General features: G+C 48.2%; 13 protein-coding genes. 11 read left to right on the top strand and 2 right to left on the bottom strand.

Annotation, left to right across the window (positions count from 1 at the left end; genetic code table 11):
* The first annotated feature begins 81 nt into the window (after positions 1 to 81).
* From ACI0FF_RS06730 to rpmG, 10 genes are all read left to right on the top strand, one after another.
* The gene (locus ACI0FF_RS06730; RefSeq protein WP_419799349.1) at positions 82 to 1,014 is read left to right on the top strand and encodes an AEC family transporter; all 933 of its coding nucleotides are present in this window, start codon (positions 82 to 84) and stop codon (positions 1,012 to 1,014) included.
* Between the two features lie 71 nt (positions 1,015 to 1,085).
* Entirely contained in the window at positions 1,086 to 2,057 is a 972-nt protein-coding gene (locus tag ACI0FF_RS06735) for an aspartate carbamoyltransferase catalytic subunit (RefSeq protein WP_417821807.1), read from the top strand.
* Positions 2,054 to 3,367: a dihydroorotase gene (locus ACI0FF_RS06740; protein ID WP_419799350.1), complete on the top strand. Its 1,314-nt coding sequence runs from the start codon at positions 2,054 to 2,056 to the stop codon at positions 3,365 to 3,367. The genes ACI0FF_RS06735 and ACI0FF_RS06740 overlap by 4 nt, the downstream gene beginning before the upstream one ends.
* Positions 3,368 to 3,397: 30 nt before the next feature.
* On the top strand, positions 3,398 to 4,000 hold the full coding sequence (plsY, locus tag ACI0FF_RS06745) for a glycerol-3-phosphate 1-O-acyltransferase PlsY (RefSeq protein WP_419799694.1): 603 nt from the start codon (positions 3,398 to 3,400) through the stop codon (positions 3,998 to 4,000).
* A 73-nt stretch (positions 4,001 to 4,073) separates the two neighbouring features.
* Positions 4,074 to 5,189 carry a DNA-processing protein DprA gene (gene dprA / locus ACI0FF_RS06750; protein WP_419799351.1) on the top strand — a complete coding sequence of 372 codons (1,116 nt, stop codon included), beginning with the start codon at positions 4,074 to 4,076 and terminating at the stop codon, positions 5,187 to 5,189.
* A 53-nt stretch (positions 5,190 to 5,242) separates the two neighbouring features.
* Entirely contained in the window at positions 5,243 to 7,852 is a 2,610-nt protein-coding gene (gene topA / locus ACI0FF_RS06755; RefSeq protein WP_419799352.1) for a type I DNA topoisomerase, read from the top strand.
* 114 nt (positions 7,853 to 7,966) lie between these two features.
* Positions 7,967 to 10,300, top strand: a complete 2,334-nt coding sequence (locus ACI0FF_RS06760) for a methyl-accepting chemotaxis protein (protein ID WP_419799353.1) — start codon at positions 7,967 to 7,969, stop codon at positions 10,298 to 10,300.
* A gap of 141 nt (positions 10,301 to 10,441) precedes the next feature.
* Entirely contained in the window at positions 10,442 to 12,694 is a 2,253-nt protein-coding gene (gene rnr, locus ACI0FF_RS06765) for a ribonuclease R (protein WP_419799354.1), read from the top strand.
* A 56-nt stretch (positions 12,695 to 12,750) separates the two neighbouring features.
* Positions 12,751 to 14,328 carry a S41 family peptidase gene (locus tag ACI0FF_RS06770; protein ID WP_419799355.1) on the top strand — a complete coding sequence of 526 codons (1,578 nt, stop codon included), beginning with the start codon at positions 12,751 to 12,753 and terminating at the stop codon, positions 14,326 to 14,328.
* A 233-nt stretch (positions 14,329 to 14,561) separates the two neighbouring features.
* Positions 14,562 to 14,729: a 50S ribosomal protein L33 gene (rpmG, locus tag ACI0FF_RS06775; protein ID WP_028877909.1), complete on the top strand. Its 168-nt coding sequence runs from the start codon at positions 14,562 to 14,564 to the stop codon at positions 14,727 to 14,729.
* A 100-nt stretch (positions 14,730 to 14,829) separates the two neighbouring features.
* Here rpmG and ACI0FF_RS06780 read toward each other — a convergent pair whose 3' ends face one another.
* A complete protein-coding gene (locus ACI0FF_RS06780) occupies positions 14,830 to 15,195 on the bottom strand; it encodes a response regulator (protein ID WP_419799356.1) in 366 nt (121 codons plus the stop codon).
* A gap of 151 nt (positions 15,196 to 15,346) precedes the next feature.
* Positions 15,347 to 16,240, bottom strand: a complete 894-nt coding sequence (gene gcvA / locus ACI0FF_RS06785; protein ID WP_419799357.1) for a transcriptional regulator GcvA — start codon at positions 16,238 to 16,240, stop codon at positions 15,347 to 15,349.
* 130 nt (positions 16,241 to 16,370) lie between these two features.
* Here gcvA and ACI0FF_RS06790 point away from each other — a divergent pair, with 130 nt between their 5' ends.
* On the top strand, positions 16,371 to 17,549 hold the full coding sequence (locus ACI0FF_RS06790; protein ID WP_419799358.1) for an acyl-CoA dehydrogenase: 1,179 nt from the start codon (positions 16,371 to 16,373) through the stop codon (positions 17,547 to 17,549).
* Positions 17,550 to 17,551: the final 2 nt, after the last annotated feature.

The following is a 17,551-nucleotide window of genomic DNA, read 5'->3' on the forward strand; positions in this document are numbered from 1 at the left end:
TCTAAAGTGCTTTATAATTCTTTGTTTTACAAGTGAGTATGAGTACTTAAGTCTATTTAGCTAAACCGTTAGTGGTAGGTTATGGTTGATATTGTATTTGCACTGGGACCGGTGTTTCTGTTGATCCTGCTCGGTCATGTCATTAAGGCGAAATGGGCTGAGCAAGGGTTCTGGGCGCCAGCGGAATTAATGACATATTATGTCTTTTTTCCGGCCTTGTTGTTACATACGACGGCGCGCACGAATGTCGCTGATTTGCAAATTGCCCCGATGGCACTGGCCTTGATTGCTGCCACCGTTCTGGCAGGTGCCATTGCCTTAAAAACAAAGCCGGTTCTTGAATTGAATGGACCTGATTTTTCATCGTTGTTTCAAGGCTCTATTCGTCCGAATTCCTATGTGGCCATTGCGGCTGCCTTTGCCCTGTGGGGGGAACCGGGCTTAACGTTGGTTGCGATTGCCATTGCCTTTATTGTGCCGTTGGTAAATTTCTTATGTGTCGTGGTTATGGAAACTTATGGAGCCCGCGAGTTTCGTAACGACGGTGCCCCACGGCTGACCACATTGTTAAACACAATTGTAAAAAATCCGCTGATTTTGGCCTGTTTTCTCGGGGTGTTGCTCAATCAGACAGGAACAAGTTTACCCCCTGTTTTAGGGCCGTTGGTTGAAATTTTAGGGCGTGCCGCTTTGCCGATTGGTTTGTTATGTGTTGGGGCGGGGCTTGACTTTCAAGCGGTACGAGATGCCGGTAAAACGGTTGTTTGCGCAAGCGTGAACAAACTTATACTTTTACCGCTGGCTTGTCTGGTCTGTTGTATGGCGTTGGGGGTTGAAGGGATTACGCGCGATTTGTCGGTTTTATACGCAGGCTTACCCGTTTCGGCCTCATCTTATGTGCTGGCTCGCAAGATGGGTGGGAACGCCCCGGCAATGGCGGGGATTATTACCTTGACGACTCTGGTGGCAATGATGTCCATGCCCTTGTGGATGTTGATCTTGGATCGGTTCTGAAAACCGCAGAAACATTATTGTTTCAACAGGTGCTTGCAAGGGCCGTGTCCATGTGCATATAGTCCGCCCCTATGAGCACCAGAGACAGAGAATTACGCTTCACGCACCGGCACCTTCTTGGGATCGAGGGTTTATACCCGTTCGAGATTACCGATATTCTGGACCGGGCAGAAGTTTACGCCGCAGCCAACCGACGTCGCGAAAAAGTCGAACAATCGTTGGAAGGCCGCACGGTCATCAATCTTTTTTTCGAAAATTCCACACGAACGAGAACGTCCTTTGAACGTGCAGCCAAACGGTTGGGGGCGGACGTAATCAATATGTCTGTGGCGACTTCTTCGATTAAAAAGGGGGAGACCCTGATTGATACGGCGGTGACGTTAAACGCCATGCATCCTGATGTGCTGGTTGTGCGCCACGGGGATTCCGGGGCGGTTAATTTGCTGTCACAAAAGGTGAACTGCGCGGTTTTGAATGCCGGTGACGGGACGCACGAACATCCCACACAAGCGTTGCTGGATGCCCTAACGATCCGTCGGCGCAAAGGCAGTATCACCGGGCTGAATGTGGCCATTTGCGGTGATGTTTTACATTCGCGCGTTGCAAGATCTAATGTGCATTTGCTCAGTGCGATGGGGGCACGTGTCCGTCTGGTCGCGCCGACAACTTTGTTACCATCGGCCATGCAGGTTTTGGGCGCGGAAATTTATAATGATATGCGCGAAGGTTTGAAAGACGTGGATGTTGTCATGATGTTACGTCTGCAAAAAGAACGCATGGAAGGGGCTTATCTGCCATCCCAACGGGAATATTTCCATTTTTATGGTCTGGATTATGAAATGCTGGCGATGGCAAAAGACGATGCCTTGATTATGCATCCGGGTCCCATGAACCGGGGGGTGGAAATCGATTCTGATGTTGCCGATGATATTGAACGTTCAGCCATTCAGGAACAGGTTGAGATGGGCGTTGCGGCCCGTATGGCCTGTCTGGAAATGGTAACCGCCAATCTGGATCAATGGCGTGAGGAGAACGGGAAATGATCGGGAAAAAAGATATTGCCAATAAACGTGTTGCCTATGTGAATGCTCGTTTAATCGACCCGGCAAGTGATCTGGATATTCATGGTGGTGTTTTAACCGAGGGTGAGAAAATCGCTGATTTTGGTCCCGGTTACGCAAAAGCCCGTGGTCATTATGGTGAAGTAGAAGTTATCGATTGCGATGGGGCGTGCTTGATCCCTGGTCTGGTTGATCTGCGGGTGCAACTTCGCGAACCGGGTGAAGAACATAAAGGAACCTTGAAATCAGCAGGGGAAGCAGCGACTTCGGGGGGCGTGACCTCCATGCTCAGTTTACCGAACTCAACCCCTGTTACCGATGATATGAGTGTTGTTGAATTTGTGGCTCGTCGTGCCCGTTTGTTGGGTCTATCCAAGGTTTATCCCTATGGGGCGATTACCAAGGGGCTGGAAGGTAAAGACATGGCCGAAATGGGCATGTTGGCGGAAAGCGGTGCGGTTGCCTTTACAGACGGTATTCGTGCCGTTGCCTCCCCCAAGGTGATGCGTAAGGCGTTGACCTATGCACGCAATTACGATCTGTTGATTGTGCAGCACCCTGAAGAACCTTCTTTGGCAGAAGGTGGTGATATGAACGCCGGAGCCTTGGCCATTCGTATGGGCTTGGTAGGCATTCCGACTGTGGCGGAAACCATTATGGTAGCCCGTGATGTCCGTCTGGCTGAAGATACCGGTGGGCGTTTACATTTCGGTCATATTTCCACGGCTGAAAGTATTGATATTATTCGTCGGGCAAAAGAACGCGGTGTCGAGGTAACGTGTGATACGGCCCCGCCTTATTTTTCATTAAATGAATTGGCGGTTGGTGAATATCGTACGTTTGCGAAACTTTCCCCGCCTTTGCGCAATGAAGAAGATCGACAAGCTGTGATTGAAGGTCTGAAAGACGGCACGATTGATGCCATTGCCTCAGACCACGCCCCGGAAGATGAAGATTCAAAACGTCTGCCGTTTGCCCAAGCTGCCTTTGGTGGTGTCGGATTGGAAACAATGCTGGCGATTACGTTGGAACTGTATCACAACAAACATATGTCCTTGCTGGAATGTTTGAAAAAAGTAACCTGTAACCCTGCCAATATCGTCAGGCTTTCTGCCGGGCGTATTGAAAAAGGTGCTGCAGCGGACTTGTGTTTGTTTGATCCGGAACGCGGTTGGAAAATCGATGCTGATCAATTGCCGTCTAAATCTAAAAACTCGCCGTTTGACGGACGTCTTGCTCAGGGGCGATGTCTGCGTACCGTTGTGGACGGTCGCACCGTCTTTGAACTTTAAGAAAGATAAAGGAGTACTCCAGTGGGTACCATGCCTATTATCGTGACTCATGAATGGCAGATGGCCGCTTTGCTTGGCTATTTGTTGGGGTCCATTCCGTTCGGCCTGTTATTGACCAAGCTGTTTCAAGCCGGTGATCTGCGTTCGATCGGTTCGGGCAATATCGGCACCACCAATGTGTTGCGTACAGGGCGCAAAGATCTGGCGGCTGCAACTTTGCTATTGGATGGTGGCAAAGGCGCGGTTGCGGTTTTACTTGCCGGATATTGGTTTGCTCCGGATGCTGCGATTATTGCCGGTATGATGGCTGTGATCGGGCATAACTTCCCCATGTGGCTGAAATTTGAAGGCGGCAAAGGGGTCGCAACAACATTGGGCGTTTTACTGGCGATGTCATGGCCTGCCGGTTTGGTGACGGCTGCGACATGGTTGCTGGTTGCGTTGACGCTGCGTTATTCATCATTGGCAGCTCTTGTATCTTTTGCGGCATCACCTTTTTATATGTATTTTCTGGGGGATGAAAATAAGGCGGTGCTGGCTGTCTTGTTAGCCGCCCTTGGCATTGTGCGCCATCATGCCAATATCAAACGCCTACTTGCGGGTGAAGAACCGAAAATCGGTCAAAAAAAATAAAGTCTTTGGCGTAAAATCAGCCTGAACCGTTCATAGCGTTAGTCATAACAATGACAGAGGAACGGTTCAGGCGATGACGCATTTATTCTCCGATACAGAAAAGCTGGCCTGGTTGCGGTTAATCCGTAGCGAAAATGTGGGGCCCATCACGTTTTACCGCCTACTGGAACAATTCGGGACGGCGTCCAAAGCGCTGGACGTGTTACCTGAACTGGCCCGCAAAGGTGGACGTAAGAAAAAGATTGCCGTTTGTAGCAAATCGGATGCCGAACGCGAAATGACAGAATTGGCCGAAATCGGTGCGCAGGTGATTGTGCGCGATGAAGACAGTTATCCCCCTTTGTTATCCCATGTTGAAGATGCGCCCCCGGTTTTATGCGTGCGTGGACATACCCATCTTTTAAAAAAGAAAGCCGTTGCCATTGTTGGCGCGCGCAATGCCACCTTGAACGGATGTAAATTTGCCGGACAGATTGCCCGTGATTTGGGCGAAGGTGGTTTACTGGTCGTTTCCGGGTTGGCTCGGGGGGTGGATGGGGCCGCCCATGCGGCTGCGTTGGAGAGCGGGACCGTCGGGGTGCAAGGCGGTGGCGTTGATGTGATTTATCCTCGTGAAAATGCATCCTTATATAAAGAGATGACGTTGCGTGGGTGTGTGATTGCGGAACCTAAACTGGGGACTAAACCACAAGCGCGCCATTTCCCCCGGCGCAATCGGATTATTTCGGGTATGTGCCGTGCAATTGTGGTGGTTGAAGCCTCACCCCGGTCCGGTTCTTTGATTACCGCGCGCATGGCCTTGGAACAGGGACGAGAAGTTTTTGCGGTTCCCGGCTCGCCATTGGATCCGCGTGCAGCCGGAACAAATGGCCTGATTCGCGAAGGAGCGCATTTACTTGAAAGTGCGCAAAATATTTTTTGTGAACTGGAAAGCCTGAAAAACACCCCTCTAAATGAAAGGAAACATCAATATTTTCAAGATGTTAAAACCACATTACCAGGCGAGAGGGAGTTAGCCGAAGCACGTAAGGTAATTGTAGAAAGTTTATCATTTTCACCAGTTTGTGTTGACGAAATCATTCGTCAATGCCAAATCTCTGCTTCCGTTGTGCAAACTGTTTTGTTGGAACTGGAACTGGCGGGGCATGTGGAACGCCATCCCGGGAACATGGTTTCTTCAATTATTTAAACGGTTTGCCGACATGAGTGCAGTTAGTGGAATAAAATTTAAGAAGATCGCTTATGAACGTAGTTGTCGTCGAATCGCCCGCAAAGGCCAAAACGATCAATAAATATTTGGGTAAGGATTATATCGTTCTTGCCTCTTACGGTCATATACGCGATTTACCCGCTAAGGATGGTTCTGTACGACCGGACGAAAATTTCTCGATGGACTGGGAAATGGACGCGCGGTCCAAAAAACATTTTAAAGATATTACAGACGCCATGAAGGGCGCGGATAAACTGTATCTCGCGACTGACCCTGATCGCGAAGGCGAAGCCATTTCATGGCATGTACAGGAAGTGCTGGCGAATAAACGTTTGCTAAAAGGCGTTGATGTCAAACGCATCGTCTTTCATGAAATTACCAAACAGGCCGTTTTGGATGCGGTTGCCAGCCCACGTGATGTCAACAAGGAACTGGTCGAAGCTTATCTGGCGCGCCGGGCTTTGGATTATCTGGTGGGGTTCAACCTATCACCTGTTTTGTGGCGCAAATTACCGGGATCGCGTTCTGCCGGTCGTGTGCAATCGGTTGCCCTGCGTTTAATCTGTGAGCGCGAAGCCGAGATCGAAGCCTTTAAGGCCGATGAATACTGGACGGTGGACGCCAAGTTCACGACCCCGAAACGCAAAACCATTGCCGCCAACTTGACCCATTTAAATGGGGATAAGCTGGCCAAGCTGGATATTGGTAATGAAGCGGCAGCGAACAAGGCTGTCGTCACGGTTGAAGCCGGCAGTTACACTGTTGCCGATGTTGAACGCAAGAAAACGCGCCGTCATCCGGCACCGCCCTTTACGACATCCACTTTGCAGCAGGAAGCATCGCGTAAACTGGGCTTTGGCGCAAAACGGACCATGCAGGTTGCGCAAAAACTGTATGAAGGGATTAATCTGGGCGGGGAAACCGTCGGTTTGATCACCTATATGCGTACCGATGCGGTGAACCTGTCCAACGAAGCGATTTTTAGCGCCCGTGATTTGATCAAGGATCAATATGGCGACAAATATGTGCCGGAAAGCCCGCGTACCTATAAAACAAAAGCCAAGAACGCACAGGAAGCCCACGAAGCTATTCGTCCAACCGCAGTGACACGCCGCCCGGAAGAGATGGCAAGATATCTGGATGCGGACCAGTTGAAGCTCTACAGCCTGATTTGGAAACGAACGGTGGCCTGTCAGATGGAAAGCGCCGTTCTGGATCAAGTGGGTGTGGTTATCCAAAGTGCGGATAAACAAACGTGGTTGCGTGCCAGTGGTTCGGTCGTTGTGTTTGATGGCTTCCTGACGCTTTATCAGGAAGGCAGTGATGACAATGGCGAGGACGAGAAAAGCGACAAGATCCTGCCGGACGTGCAAACCGGTGATACGTTGAACCTCGGCCCGGTCAATGCAGACCAGCATTTCACACAACCGCCGCCGCGATATTCCGAAGCCTCCCTTGTCAAGAAGATGGAAGAATTGGGCATTGGTCGTCCGTCCACCTATGCCAGTATTATTTCTGTGCTTCAAGATCGTGATTATGTTCGTCTGGACAAGAAACGTTTCATTCCAGAAGATCGTGGTCGTCTGGTCACGGCATTCTTGGAGAACTTTTTTGAACGTTATGTTCAATATGATTTTACCGCGAACCTTGAAGATCAATTGGATGAAATTTCCAATGGGGCAGAAGACTGGCAAAAAGTCTTGCGTGACTTCTGGGCTGCCTTCAGTGCCGCTGTCGAAGATACCAAAGAATTGCGCGTGCGTGATGTTTTGGATGCGCTGGATAAAGATTTGGAAGAACATTTCTTCCATGAAAATGAAGAAGGTAAAGACCCGCGTGTTTGCCCGACCTGTGGCGAAGGGCGCTTGAGTTTGAAGCTGGGTAAATTCGGGGCCTTTATCGGTTGTTCGAATTATCCTGATTGTCGTTATACCCGTCCTTTGATCCAGGATGACAGCGCCGATGGGGCATTGCCTGACCTGGAAGCAGGGCCGAAGGAATTGGGGCTTGATCCTGAAACCGGCGAGATGGTCACCATGCGTCGCGGACCATATGGTATCTATGTTCAGATCGGTGATATCGACCCGGAAGACAAAAAGAAAAAACCCAAACGTGCGTCATTGACATCGGATATGAATCCGGCGGAAATGGATTTGGAAAAAGCTCTTAAATTGCTTTCCCTGCCGCGCAATGTCGGAATTTTCCCTGATACGGGGGAGATGATCAAGGCTGGTATTGGGCGTTTCGGTCCCTACGTCAGTGTCGGAAAAACGTTTGTTTCCATCAAGGAAGACAGTCCGTACACCATTGGTGAAAACCGTGCGATTGACCTGATCCATGAAAAAATGGAAAAGACGCAAATGGTTGTGTTAGGCCAGCACCCGGATGAAAAGAAAGATATCATTCTGCAAAATGGACGTTGGGGTCCGTTTGTCAAAGTTGGCCGGATCAATGCTCGTTTGCCTAACGATATGGAACGTGAAGACGTTACCCTGGAAATTGCGATTGAGATGCTGAATAAAAAAGGCGCAGGTAAGAAGGCAACGAAAAAGAAAACCGCTGCCAAGAAAACGACTAAAAAAACACCGGCTAAAAAAGCAGCAAGCAAAAAATCTGCAAAGACGGATGCGACAGACGAATAATCTAATTTTTCAAGCAGGATTGTGTAATATCAATTCCTAATATAAGTAAAAAGTGATACGCTCTCTCCTTAATTGGGGAGGGTGCACCTCCTGTTTTCATATCCGGAGGGATTGATGTTTGCGTTTCACAATATCAAGCTTGCTTATAAAATCAGTTTTGGCGTTATCGTTTCCGCATTAATATCCATTATCATCGTTGTGTTTTCGATGACGCAATCGGTTGATGAAATTATTGCACAGTCGGAAAGACGGGAATTGAACAATCATTATGTTGCGATTTCCAGTGCGATTGAGGCTGAAGCCTATCGGGCGCAGTCTTTGGCGGCACTCGTGGCCCAAATTCCACAGGCTAGTGATGCGTTTGCAAATGGGGAACGTGATCAGCTGTTTGAATTATTCGGTTCTTCATTTCAGAATATGAAAAAGAATTATGCAGTGCGGCAGTTTCAGTTTCATACTCCGCCGGCAACTTCGTTTGCAAGAATCCACAAACCGGAAAAATTTGGGGATGATCTTTCCTCATTTCGCTATACGGTGATACAAACCAATCAAACAAAAGAACCTGTTGTTGGGCTTGAAAAAGGGGTGGCAGGCCTAGGGGTACGTGGTGTTGTCCCTGTTTTTCAGGACGGCAACCATATTGGATCAGTTGAATTTGGTATGTCTTTTGGACAGGCTTTTTTTGATCGTTACAAGGCTCGCAACGCTGTGGATGTTTCCCTTTATCTACAAGGTGAAGATGGTTTTAAGTCTTTTGCTTCCACGCTTGGGGGAACGCCGCTGAACTCATCGGTTAATCTGCAAGCCGTTTTGGATGGCACAGCGCAAATGGGATTGGCCCATTATAATGAAAAAGCACATGCGGTTTTATATGATGTGATCCGTGATTTTTCACAAAAACCTGTTGGGGTGATTGAAATTGCAATGGATGCGTCACGTTTTCGCGAGATGCAAAATGCAGCTGAAAATCGTGCTCTTTATATTTCTTTGGCAGCTTTGGGCCTTTCGATTTTATTGTCGATTTGGATTTCAAAAAGTATTTCGGGTCCGATTTTGCGCATGGCAAATAGCTTACGACGTATTTCCCACAAAGATTTTGATATGGACATTGTCGGCCATGATCGCAGTGATGAGGTCGGGGTGATGGCACAGGCCTTGGTGGAGTTACGCGAAAATGCGATTATCCATGATCAGCAGGAAACTGAACGTGAAGCCCGGTTTGTGGAATTGCAAAACTGGAAGGATGATCTGGATAAACAATCCAAACACCAATTGCATGGTGTGGTTGAAGCTGCGATGCAGGCAAACAAGGCGATTGTTGCAATGGCGTCTATGCGTAATGATATTGTCAATGTGCATACGGCCAGTGAGGCAATGGCCTCTGCCGTGGAAGAGTTGGTGGCATCTGTCAATGAAATTGCCCATAACGGCGAAGCCATTGCCCAAGATGCCCGCCATGCTGAAACGGCCTCTACTGAAGGAATGGGGGAAGCAGAAAATGCCACAACGGCGATGGGGGATATCTATAGTGCGGTGAACAATGCGGTTGAGAAAACTGAATTACTGGCCCGCTCTTCAGAAAAAATCGGTGATATCGTTGGGCAAATCGAAGCAATTGCTGAACAAACAAACTTATTGGCCCTGAATGCGACCATCGAAGCTGCACGTGCGGGCGATGCGGGTAAGGGCTTTGCGGTCGTTGCCAGCGAAGTGAAAAATCTGGCAAATCAGACAGCAGGGGCAACCGAAGATATCAATACCCGTATTTCGACTTTGCTGGGCGAAATGGATGCCATCACGGGTTCAATGAGCGCGGGTAATGATGCAGTGAATAGTGGGCAAAAAGTGATTGGGGAGCTTTATAAACGTTTGGGGGAAATGAGTACCAAGGTTAATAATGTGACCGGCAAGGTCGAAGAAATTGCCGGTATTTTGGCCCAGCAAACGACTGCCGCCAACGAAGTTGCTGCAGGGACAGCCAATATTGCGAAACTTGCCGAACATAACAACATCGAAATTGATATCGTTCTGGAAGCGATTGATAAAAGCAATGCGGAACTGGATGCCCGTGTTGAAGAATTTGCCGCAGGTGGGGATGCTTACAGTATCGTTCTTGTCGCTCAAAATGATCATATGGCGTTCAAGCGCAAGATCGTCAATACGGTGATGGGACGACGTGATCATAAATCAAGCGATATGCATGATCATCACACGTGCCGTTTGGGACGTTGGTATGACGAGGTGACGGATGATAGATTACTGGCACACCCGGCCTTCAAAAAATTGATCGACCCGCATAAAGAAGTTCATGCTTATGGGATTAAGGCGCTTCAGGCCCATGAAAATCGTGATTTTGAAGAAGCCTTGGCACATTTGACCCAGCTTGATCATTATTCACAGGTCGTTCTGGATATATTGGAGGAATTGTCCAAAGCGGTTGAAGAATAGCGGGGGAAGGTGTACATAGCCTGAAAGAAATCCGTCATGCCATGTGGCTTGCGCGCGTGCGTGTAAACATTATATCTTTAAAAGATAGAACTGACACGCCGCTTTTTTTGCGCCCCGACGGTTACAGGAAAGTACACCATTTTGAACGATACGCCGAGAAAACCCGTTCCGTTTCCCACGAAAAAACAAATTTTGGACTTCATTAAGGATTCCCCCGGTCAAGTGGGCAAACGTGAAATTGCACGTGCCTTTGCCTTGAAGGGGCCTGCAAAAATCCAATTGAAGAAAGTGCTCAAGGAATTGGAACTGGATGGGAAACTGGGTCGGGGGCGTCAACGCAGTCTTGCAACACCGGATACCTTGCCGGATGTGACGGTTTTGGAAATTACTGGAATTGATACGGATGGTGAACTTTTGGCTCGGCCGTTGAGTTGGCAAGGCAAAGACCAGCCACCGAAAATCTATGTGTCACAATCGGGGGGGCGCACCGCATATGGTTTACGCGATCGCATTTTATGCCGGATGCGCAAAATTTCGGCCAAAGAATATGAAGCACAGGTTATTCGTCAGATCTCCGAAGCTCCGTCGCGTGTTTTGGGGATTTATCAGGATGGGGGCGAAGGGGGACGTTTAATCCCGACAGACCGCCGTGCCAAATCTGAATTTATTATTGCCCGTGAAAATGCAATGGATGCGGAAAGTGGCGAGCTTGTTTTATGTGAACCATTGCCGGGTCGTGTGTTTGGCCTGAAACCGGCAAAAGTGGTCGAACGTTTGGGGGATACCAATCAACCCAAGGCGGTTTCTCTGGTTTGTATTCATGCGCACGATATCCCCACCGAATTTACAGAAGAAGCCGTTGCCCAAGCGGAAAATGCAAAAGCCGTGCCGTTGAGCAAACGTGTGGATTTGCGCGAAATCCCACTTGTCACCATTGATGGTGCGGACGCACGTGATTTTGATGATGCGGTTTTTGCTGAACCTGATAGTGATCCGAAAAATGCAGGCGGCTGGCACATCATCGTTGCAATTGCGGATGTGTCCCATTATGTGCGCGCAGGCGATGATTTGGATCGATGTGCCTATGAGAGGGGCAATTCGGTCTATTTCCCGGATCGGGTGGTGCCGATGCTGCCCGAAGCCTTGTCAAACGGCTGGTGTTCCCTTGTTCCCCATGAAGATCGTGGTTGTGTTGCGGTTCATATGTGGATTGATGCTGATGGTCATTTGTTGGGGCATAAGTTTGTTCGTGGCTTGATGCGGTCTCATGCCCGTTTCACCTATGAACAGGTTCAAATGGCGCGTGACGGCCAAACAGATGAAACAACAGCCCCATTGATGGAAACGGTCATCAACCCGCTTTATGGCGCGTTTGAGAGCTTCCTGCGCTATCGTGAAGAACGTCATGTGCTGGAACTGGATGTACCGGAACGCAAAATGTCTTTTGATGAAAATGGCAAAGTGGCCTCCATTGACAAGCGCGAACGTCTGGATAGCCATAAATTAATCGAAGAATTTATGATTACTGCCAATGTCGCGGCGGCAGAAGCCTTGGAAGCCAAGCGCCAACCTTGTATGTACCGTGTGCATGATGCACCAGGGTTGGATAAGATGGAAGCCTTGCGCCAGTTCCTTGGGTCACTGGATATCAAATTGGCCAAAGGGCAATCTCCAGATCCAAAAATCTTCAACCGGATTTTGAAGCAGGTGGAGGATACCGATCAAAATACCATGGTGAATACGGTCGTTTTGCGATCCCAATCACAGGCGGAATATAACCCTGAAAATATAGGCCACTTTGGCTTGGCGTTGCATCGTTATGCCCATTTCACGTCACCGATCCGACGTTATTCCGATCTGTTGGTTCACCGTGCGCTTATTCGCGGCTATGGCCTTGGTGAAGGTGGACTGGAAGACGATGGGCGCGATTTTGCCGATATGGGGGAACATCTTTCCAAAACGGAACGCCGGGCGGCCTCAGCCGAACGCGATGCGATGGATCGTTATACGACCCTTTTTCTTGCCGATCGTGTCGGGGCGAGTTTTGGGGCGCGGGTCAATGGCGTTACGCGTTTTGGCCTGTTTGTGACTTTGGACGAAACCGGTGCAGATGGTCTGGTGCCGATCCGCAGCTTGCCGCAGGATTATTACGATCATGATGAACAGCTACATATGTTGGTCGGCAAACGTGGTGGATTTACGTTCCGGCTGGGGCAACGGGTGGAAGCGAAGCTGGTGGAGGCTGATACGATTACAGGCGGTATGGTTTTCCAGTTGGTTTTAAGCCCGGAAGATGTTGCAAAAGCAGCCAAGCTTGGTCGTGGTGGCAATGATAAAAGGGGACCACGCAAAGGGCACCGAAAAACCCCAAAACACAAAAGACGTTCCCGTTAAGGGTTTATCCGTATATGTAGCTGGCAAGAAATCTATTTTTTTGGCACAATAATGAGATGAAAAAGGTTCGTTCCTATAGGCTCGCTGTTTTTGTCGGCTTAATGCTGATGGCTGGATGTTCGCCCGGTTTACATGTCACAGATCAGGTGCAGCAGGAAGATCATGCCAATGAAATCCGCCGTACTTTACCCCGTGATGAGGTCTCAGCGATTCTGGCATCGGGATTCTATACAATTTCTGAACGGGCTTTATCTACTGTGTCAGTGCGTATGTTGGGATTGGAAGGCATGCGTGGTCTGGCGACCATTGACCCGGAAATTTCGATTGTAGAAACCGATGGGGTCATCAATGTTTCATATGGCGATCAATTGATCAAAAGCGTCATTGAACCTTTGGCCTATGACAGTGAAAGTTGGGCGGATGCGGTATATGAAGTCGTGCAAGCTGTCTGGCCTTATTCCAGTGATGTTGCTGCGACCAATGCTGAACGTATTTATGAGGCTGTGTTTGATGCGGCTTTATCTAACCTTGATATCTTTTCGCGTTATGCTGGTTCCCATGAGGCCGAAGGAAACCGTGATCGTCGCGAAGGCTTCGGCGGTTTGAATATGACTTTGCAAAAAATTGATGAACGGTTTTTGGTCAGTCGCGTTGATCGCGAAGGCCCGGCGTACGAAGCCGGTGTGCGCAAAGGCGATATGTTGATTATGGTGAACAATCAAGCCGTGATTGGTCATAGCCTGCATGACGTTAATGAGATGTTGCGCGGTAAAGTACAAACCGAGGTCACGTTGCAAATCGAACGCCCGTCAACGGGGATTACGCAAGAAGTTTTCGCATGGCGCGAATTGGTGATCGCCCAAACGGTGTGGGCGGATTATGACGACGGCGTTTTGACGTTACGGGTTGCCCGTTTTAATGAAAAAACGCTGAGCAGTTTGTCGCAGGATATAGAAGATGCGGTCCTGATGCATGGCGAGGCCCTGAAAGGCATTGTTCTTGATTTACGGGGTAATCCGGGCGGGTTGTTGAAACGGGCCGTCCAAGTGGCGGATTTGTTTATTTCAGGGGGGCGTATTATTTCGACGAAAGGTCGTCATCCTGATAGTTTTGAAACCTTTGAAGCCGACCTGCGCGATATTACCAATGGGCGACCTGTTGTTGTGTTGCTAAATGGCAAAAGTGCATCTGCTTCTGAAATTGTTGCTGCTGCCCTGCAAGACCGTCAACGTGCCGTTATTGTTGGCAGTTCCTCTTATGGCAAGGGAACGGTTCAGTCAGTTCAGCGCCTACCCAATGAAGGGGAGATAACGATTACATGGTCACGTTTAATTGCCCCCAGTGGATATAGCTTCCATGGGCTTGGTGTGCGCCCCAGTGTTTGTACAAGCGGCATCAAAGATAATAAGGATCGAGGGCCTGCTTTGTCGGAAAGTAATGGTACCGATTTGCTGACCCGTTGGCGGACTGTCGGGCTGGAGGATCGTCAGGGACGTAAAAAATTACGTCAAACCTGTCGCCCGGATAGCAGCAAGAAAGAAATCGATGTGATGGTTGCACGCAATTTGATCCTTGATCCCGGTCTTTATCAACGTTTTACCGGATCCACGACGCTGGCAACACTGGCCCAGTAATATGTTGGGAATCGATTTTTATTTTATCTGATATTTTTTGATGGGCGCGAAGATTAAAGGGGTCCCTCAAGTCAAAATCACCAGTCAATTGCAGTGGCTTTTGATTATATTGCGCCGTAGAGGGTAATAGAAACTGAAATTGTCATAAAAACGTACAAAGCGTCTTGACATCGAAAAAAATGCCTGTATTGTCCGGCCCTCACAGACGCATTTTTGCTACAGGAATAAGTAAGATGGCTAAGCCGACCACCATTCAGGTTAGACTGGTAAGCACCGCTGACACGGGCTATTTCTATGTAACTAAGAAAAACCCGCGTAATATCACCGAGAAGCTGGAATTCCGCAAATACGACCCGGTGGTACGCAAGCATGTGCTGTTCAAAGAAGCGAAGATTAAATAATCAAAGCTGATTTGCACCAGAATTTATAAAAAAAGGTTTCGATTATGTCGGAACCTTTTTTTATGCTTAAAGTTTGGGGAATATCTTTTTTTAAGATTCTTTACGCCAGAAAATCTGCAACGGCCTGCAAAAAGCGCGGTACCGATATAGGTTTTGACAAATAGCCGTCGCAACCACTTTTGAGAATATTTTCTTCATCGCCTTTCATGGCGAAGGCCGTGACGGCAAGAACGGGAATATGTTTCAGAGTGTCATCGCCTTTGAGCTTTTGCGTGATATCCAGACCGGAAATTTCCGGTAATTGAATGTCCATGATGATAAGATCTGGTTTGTGTTGGCGGGCCAAATCTTCAGCATCATGTCCGCTGTATGTCTGAATGGTGTTATAGTCATGGGCTTGCAGAAGGTCATTGAACAGTTTCATGTTCATTAGGTTATCTTCAACAATCAGGATGGTTTTTGACATTCTTATTGGTAGCTCTGTTTGCGGCTCATAATTTATTCGGCGAATAGGACATTATTAGTAATATATCAGATCTCCTTAAAAGGGGAGGTTAAAACGATGAAAAATGAAAATTATATGTATTATTTATTTAATTACATTTTTCTGGAGTTATTCAATTTTCGGTTAAGTTTATGCTGTCGATCCATCCACTAAAAGCTTTTACTTTCTCGGTTTTTTTCTTTTTGGCCGTTGTTACTAAATAATATCCGCGTTGACTTTGGATTTCTGGCCCAAAGGGGGAGATCAGACGGCCTGAGGCCAGCTCATCTTCAATAAACATGGGAGGAACGATTGCGATGCCAAGACCGGAAAGAGCCGCGCGGATCATCATGGAAAAGGTTTCAAATGTCGGACCGGTAATGCGTGATTTTGTTGTGACATCTTGATGGGCAAGCCATTCCGGCCAAGCATACATGCGGGTTTGCAGGTTCAAGAGGCTGAAATCCAGTACGTCTTTGGGTTCTAAACCGGTACGCCCGTCCACGAGGGAGGGGGCGCAGGCGGCAACGACGGTTTCATCAATTAATTTTTTGATCTCGACATCCGGCCAGTTCCCATCGCCATGTTGGACCGCGATATCCACATCCTGTGTTGAAAAATCAAAAGCTGTCAGGCCCGTGGTCAGATTGAGTTGTATGTTTGGATGTTTTTGGGTAAAGCGATTTAGTTTTGGAATCAGCCAACGAGACCCAAATGTCGGAAATGTACCAACGTTGAGGCGAATATCGTTTTGATCGTTGGTGATAAGTTTCAGGGTTTCACTTTCCAATGCATTTAAATGAGTGCTGACGACTTCGGCGTAACTGATGCCTTCTTCGGTCAATTCCAGTTTCTTTTTGATACGATGGAAAAGTTCGGCTTGAACAAATTCTTCAAGGTTACGCACCTGTCGGCTGACGGCACTTTGTGTGAGGTTGAGTTCTTCGGCTGCACGTGTGAAGTTGAGATGACGTGCAGATGCATCAAAACAAAGCAAAGAGGTGAAAGTCGGCAGGTGGCGTCTCATTGTTTTCTAAAGCCTTTAAGAGTTATCATTCATAAAATGAATGAAATCATGAAAAAACATCGCTTTTCTTTTAATTTATCATCATTTAAATGAATGATTAAGCAATTTAACCAATTTTGAGGAAAAGTTAATGGCCGCCAAGGTATCTTTTAAGTGGGAAGACCCGTTCCTGTTTGACGATCAACTGACAGAAGAAGAACGCATGGTACGCGACAGTGCGCGTGCATTTTGCGATGACAAATTAATGCCGCGTATTCTGGAAGCCAATCGTAACGAAACATTTGATCGTGAAATCATGAATGAATTTGGCGAGCTGGGCTTGCTGGGGTGTACCATTCCTGAAGAATACGGTTGTGCGGGTATGAGCAACGTCTGTTACGGTCTGATTGGCCGTGAAGTGGAACGCGTTGATTCCGGTTATCGTTCTGCAATGAGTGTGCAATCTTCTTTGGTGATGCACCCGATTTATGCATATGGTTCCGAAGAACAACGCAAAAAATACCTGCCGAAACTGGCAACAGGCGAAATGGTTGGTTGTTTCGGCTTGACTGAACCGGACCATGGGTCTGACCCGGGCAGCATGAAAACACGTGCTGTGAAAGTGGATGGCGGTTACCAGTTGACCGGTAACAAGATGTGGATCACCAACTCCCCCATTGCAGATATCGCTGTTGTCTGGGCAAAACTGGACGGTGTGATCCGTGGTTTTGTTGTTGAACGTGGCACTGAAGGTTTCTCTACACCGAAGATCGAAGGTAAAATGAGCCTGCGTGCATCCATCACCGGTGAAATCGTTCTTGATAACGCATTTGTACCGGATGAAAACTTGTTGCCCAATGTCCAAGGTCTTGCCGGTCCGTTCGGTTGCTTGAATAAAGCGCGTTACGGCATTGCATGGGGTGCGTTGGGTGCAGCAGAATATTGCTGGCATGCAGCCCGCCAATACGGCCTTGATCGCAAACAGTTTAATCGTCCGTTGGCGCAGAACCAATTGTTCCAGAACAAGCTTGCAACCATGCAGGTAGAAATTACGTTGGGTCTGCAAGCGGCCTTGCGTGTCGGTCGTTTGATGGATGAAGACAATTGTGCGGTTGAAAATATTTCCATTATCAAAAGTAACAACGTGAACAAGTCTTTGGAAATTGCCCGTATGGCGCGTGATATGCACGGCGGTAACGGTATTTCTGACGAGTTCCACGTGATCCGTCATATGGTGAACCTGGAAACCGTAAATACCTACGAAGGAACGTACGATATTCACCGCTTGATTTTGGGTCGTGCCCAAACAGGCCTGCAAGCATTCTTTTAAGA

The organism is Terasakiella sp. 4MB5A (genome assembly GCF_050058155.1).
Lineage (GTDB): Bacteria > Pseudomonadota > Alphaproteobacteria > Rhodospirillales > Terasakiellaceae > Terasakiella > Terasakiella halodenitrificans.

What these genes read in the sequence shown, in the direction of transcription:
- ACI0FF_RS06730 (WP_419799349.1), top strand. Translation starts at nt 82, where the DNA reads ATGGTTGATATTGTATTTGCACTGGGACCGGTGTTTCTGTTGATCCTG.
- ACI0FF_RS06735 (WP_417821807.1), top strand. Translation starts at nt 1,086, where the DNA reads ATGAGCACCAGAGACAGAGAATTACGCTTCACGCACCGGCACCTTCTT.
- ACI0FF_RS06740 (WP_419799350.1), top strand. Translation starts at nt 2,054, where the DNA reads ATGATCGGGAAAAAAGATATTGCCAATAAACGTGTTGCCTATGTGAAT.
- plsY (WP_419799694.1), top strand. Translation starts at nt 3,398, where the DNA reads ATGCCTATTATCGTGACTCATGAATGGCAGATGGCCGCTTTGCTTGGC.
- dprA (WP_419799351.1), top strand. Translation starts at nt 4,074, where the DNA reads ATGACGCATTTATTCTCCGATACAGAAAAGCTGGCCTGGTTGCGGTTA.
- topA (WP_419799352.1), top strand. Translation starts at nt 5,243, where the DNA reads ATGAACGTAGTTGTCGTCGAATCGCCCGCAAAGGCCAAAACGATCAAT.
- ACI0FF_RS06760 (WP_419799353.1), top strand. Translation starts at nt 7,967, where the DNA reads ATGTTTGCGTTTCACAATATCAAGCTTGCTTATAAAATCAGTTTTGGC.
- ACI0FF_RS06770 (WP_419799355.1), top strand. Translation starts at nt 12,751, where the DNA reads ATGAAAAAGGTTCGTTCCTATAGGCTCGCTGTTTTTGTCGGCTTAATG.
- rpmG (WP_028877909.1), top strand. Translation starts at nt 14,562, where the DNA reads ATGGCTAAGCCGACCACCATTCAGGTTAGACTGGTAAGCACCGCTGAC.
- ACI0FF_RS06780 (WP_419799356.1), bottom strand. Translation starts at nt 15,195, where the DNA reads ATGTCAAAAACCATCCTGATTGTTGAAGATAACCTAATGAACATGAAA.
- gcvA (WP_419799357.1), bottom strand. Translation starts at nt 16,240, where the DNA reads ATGAGACGCCACCTGCCGACTTTCACCTCTTTGCTTTGTTTTGATGCA.
- ACI0FF_RS06790 (WP_419799358.1), top strand. Translation starts at nt 16,371, where the DNA reads ATGGCCGCCAAGGTATCTTTTAAGTGGGAAGACCCGTTCCTGTTTGAC.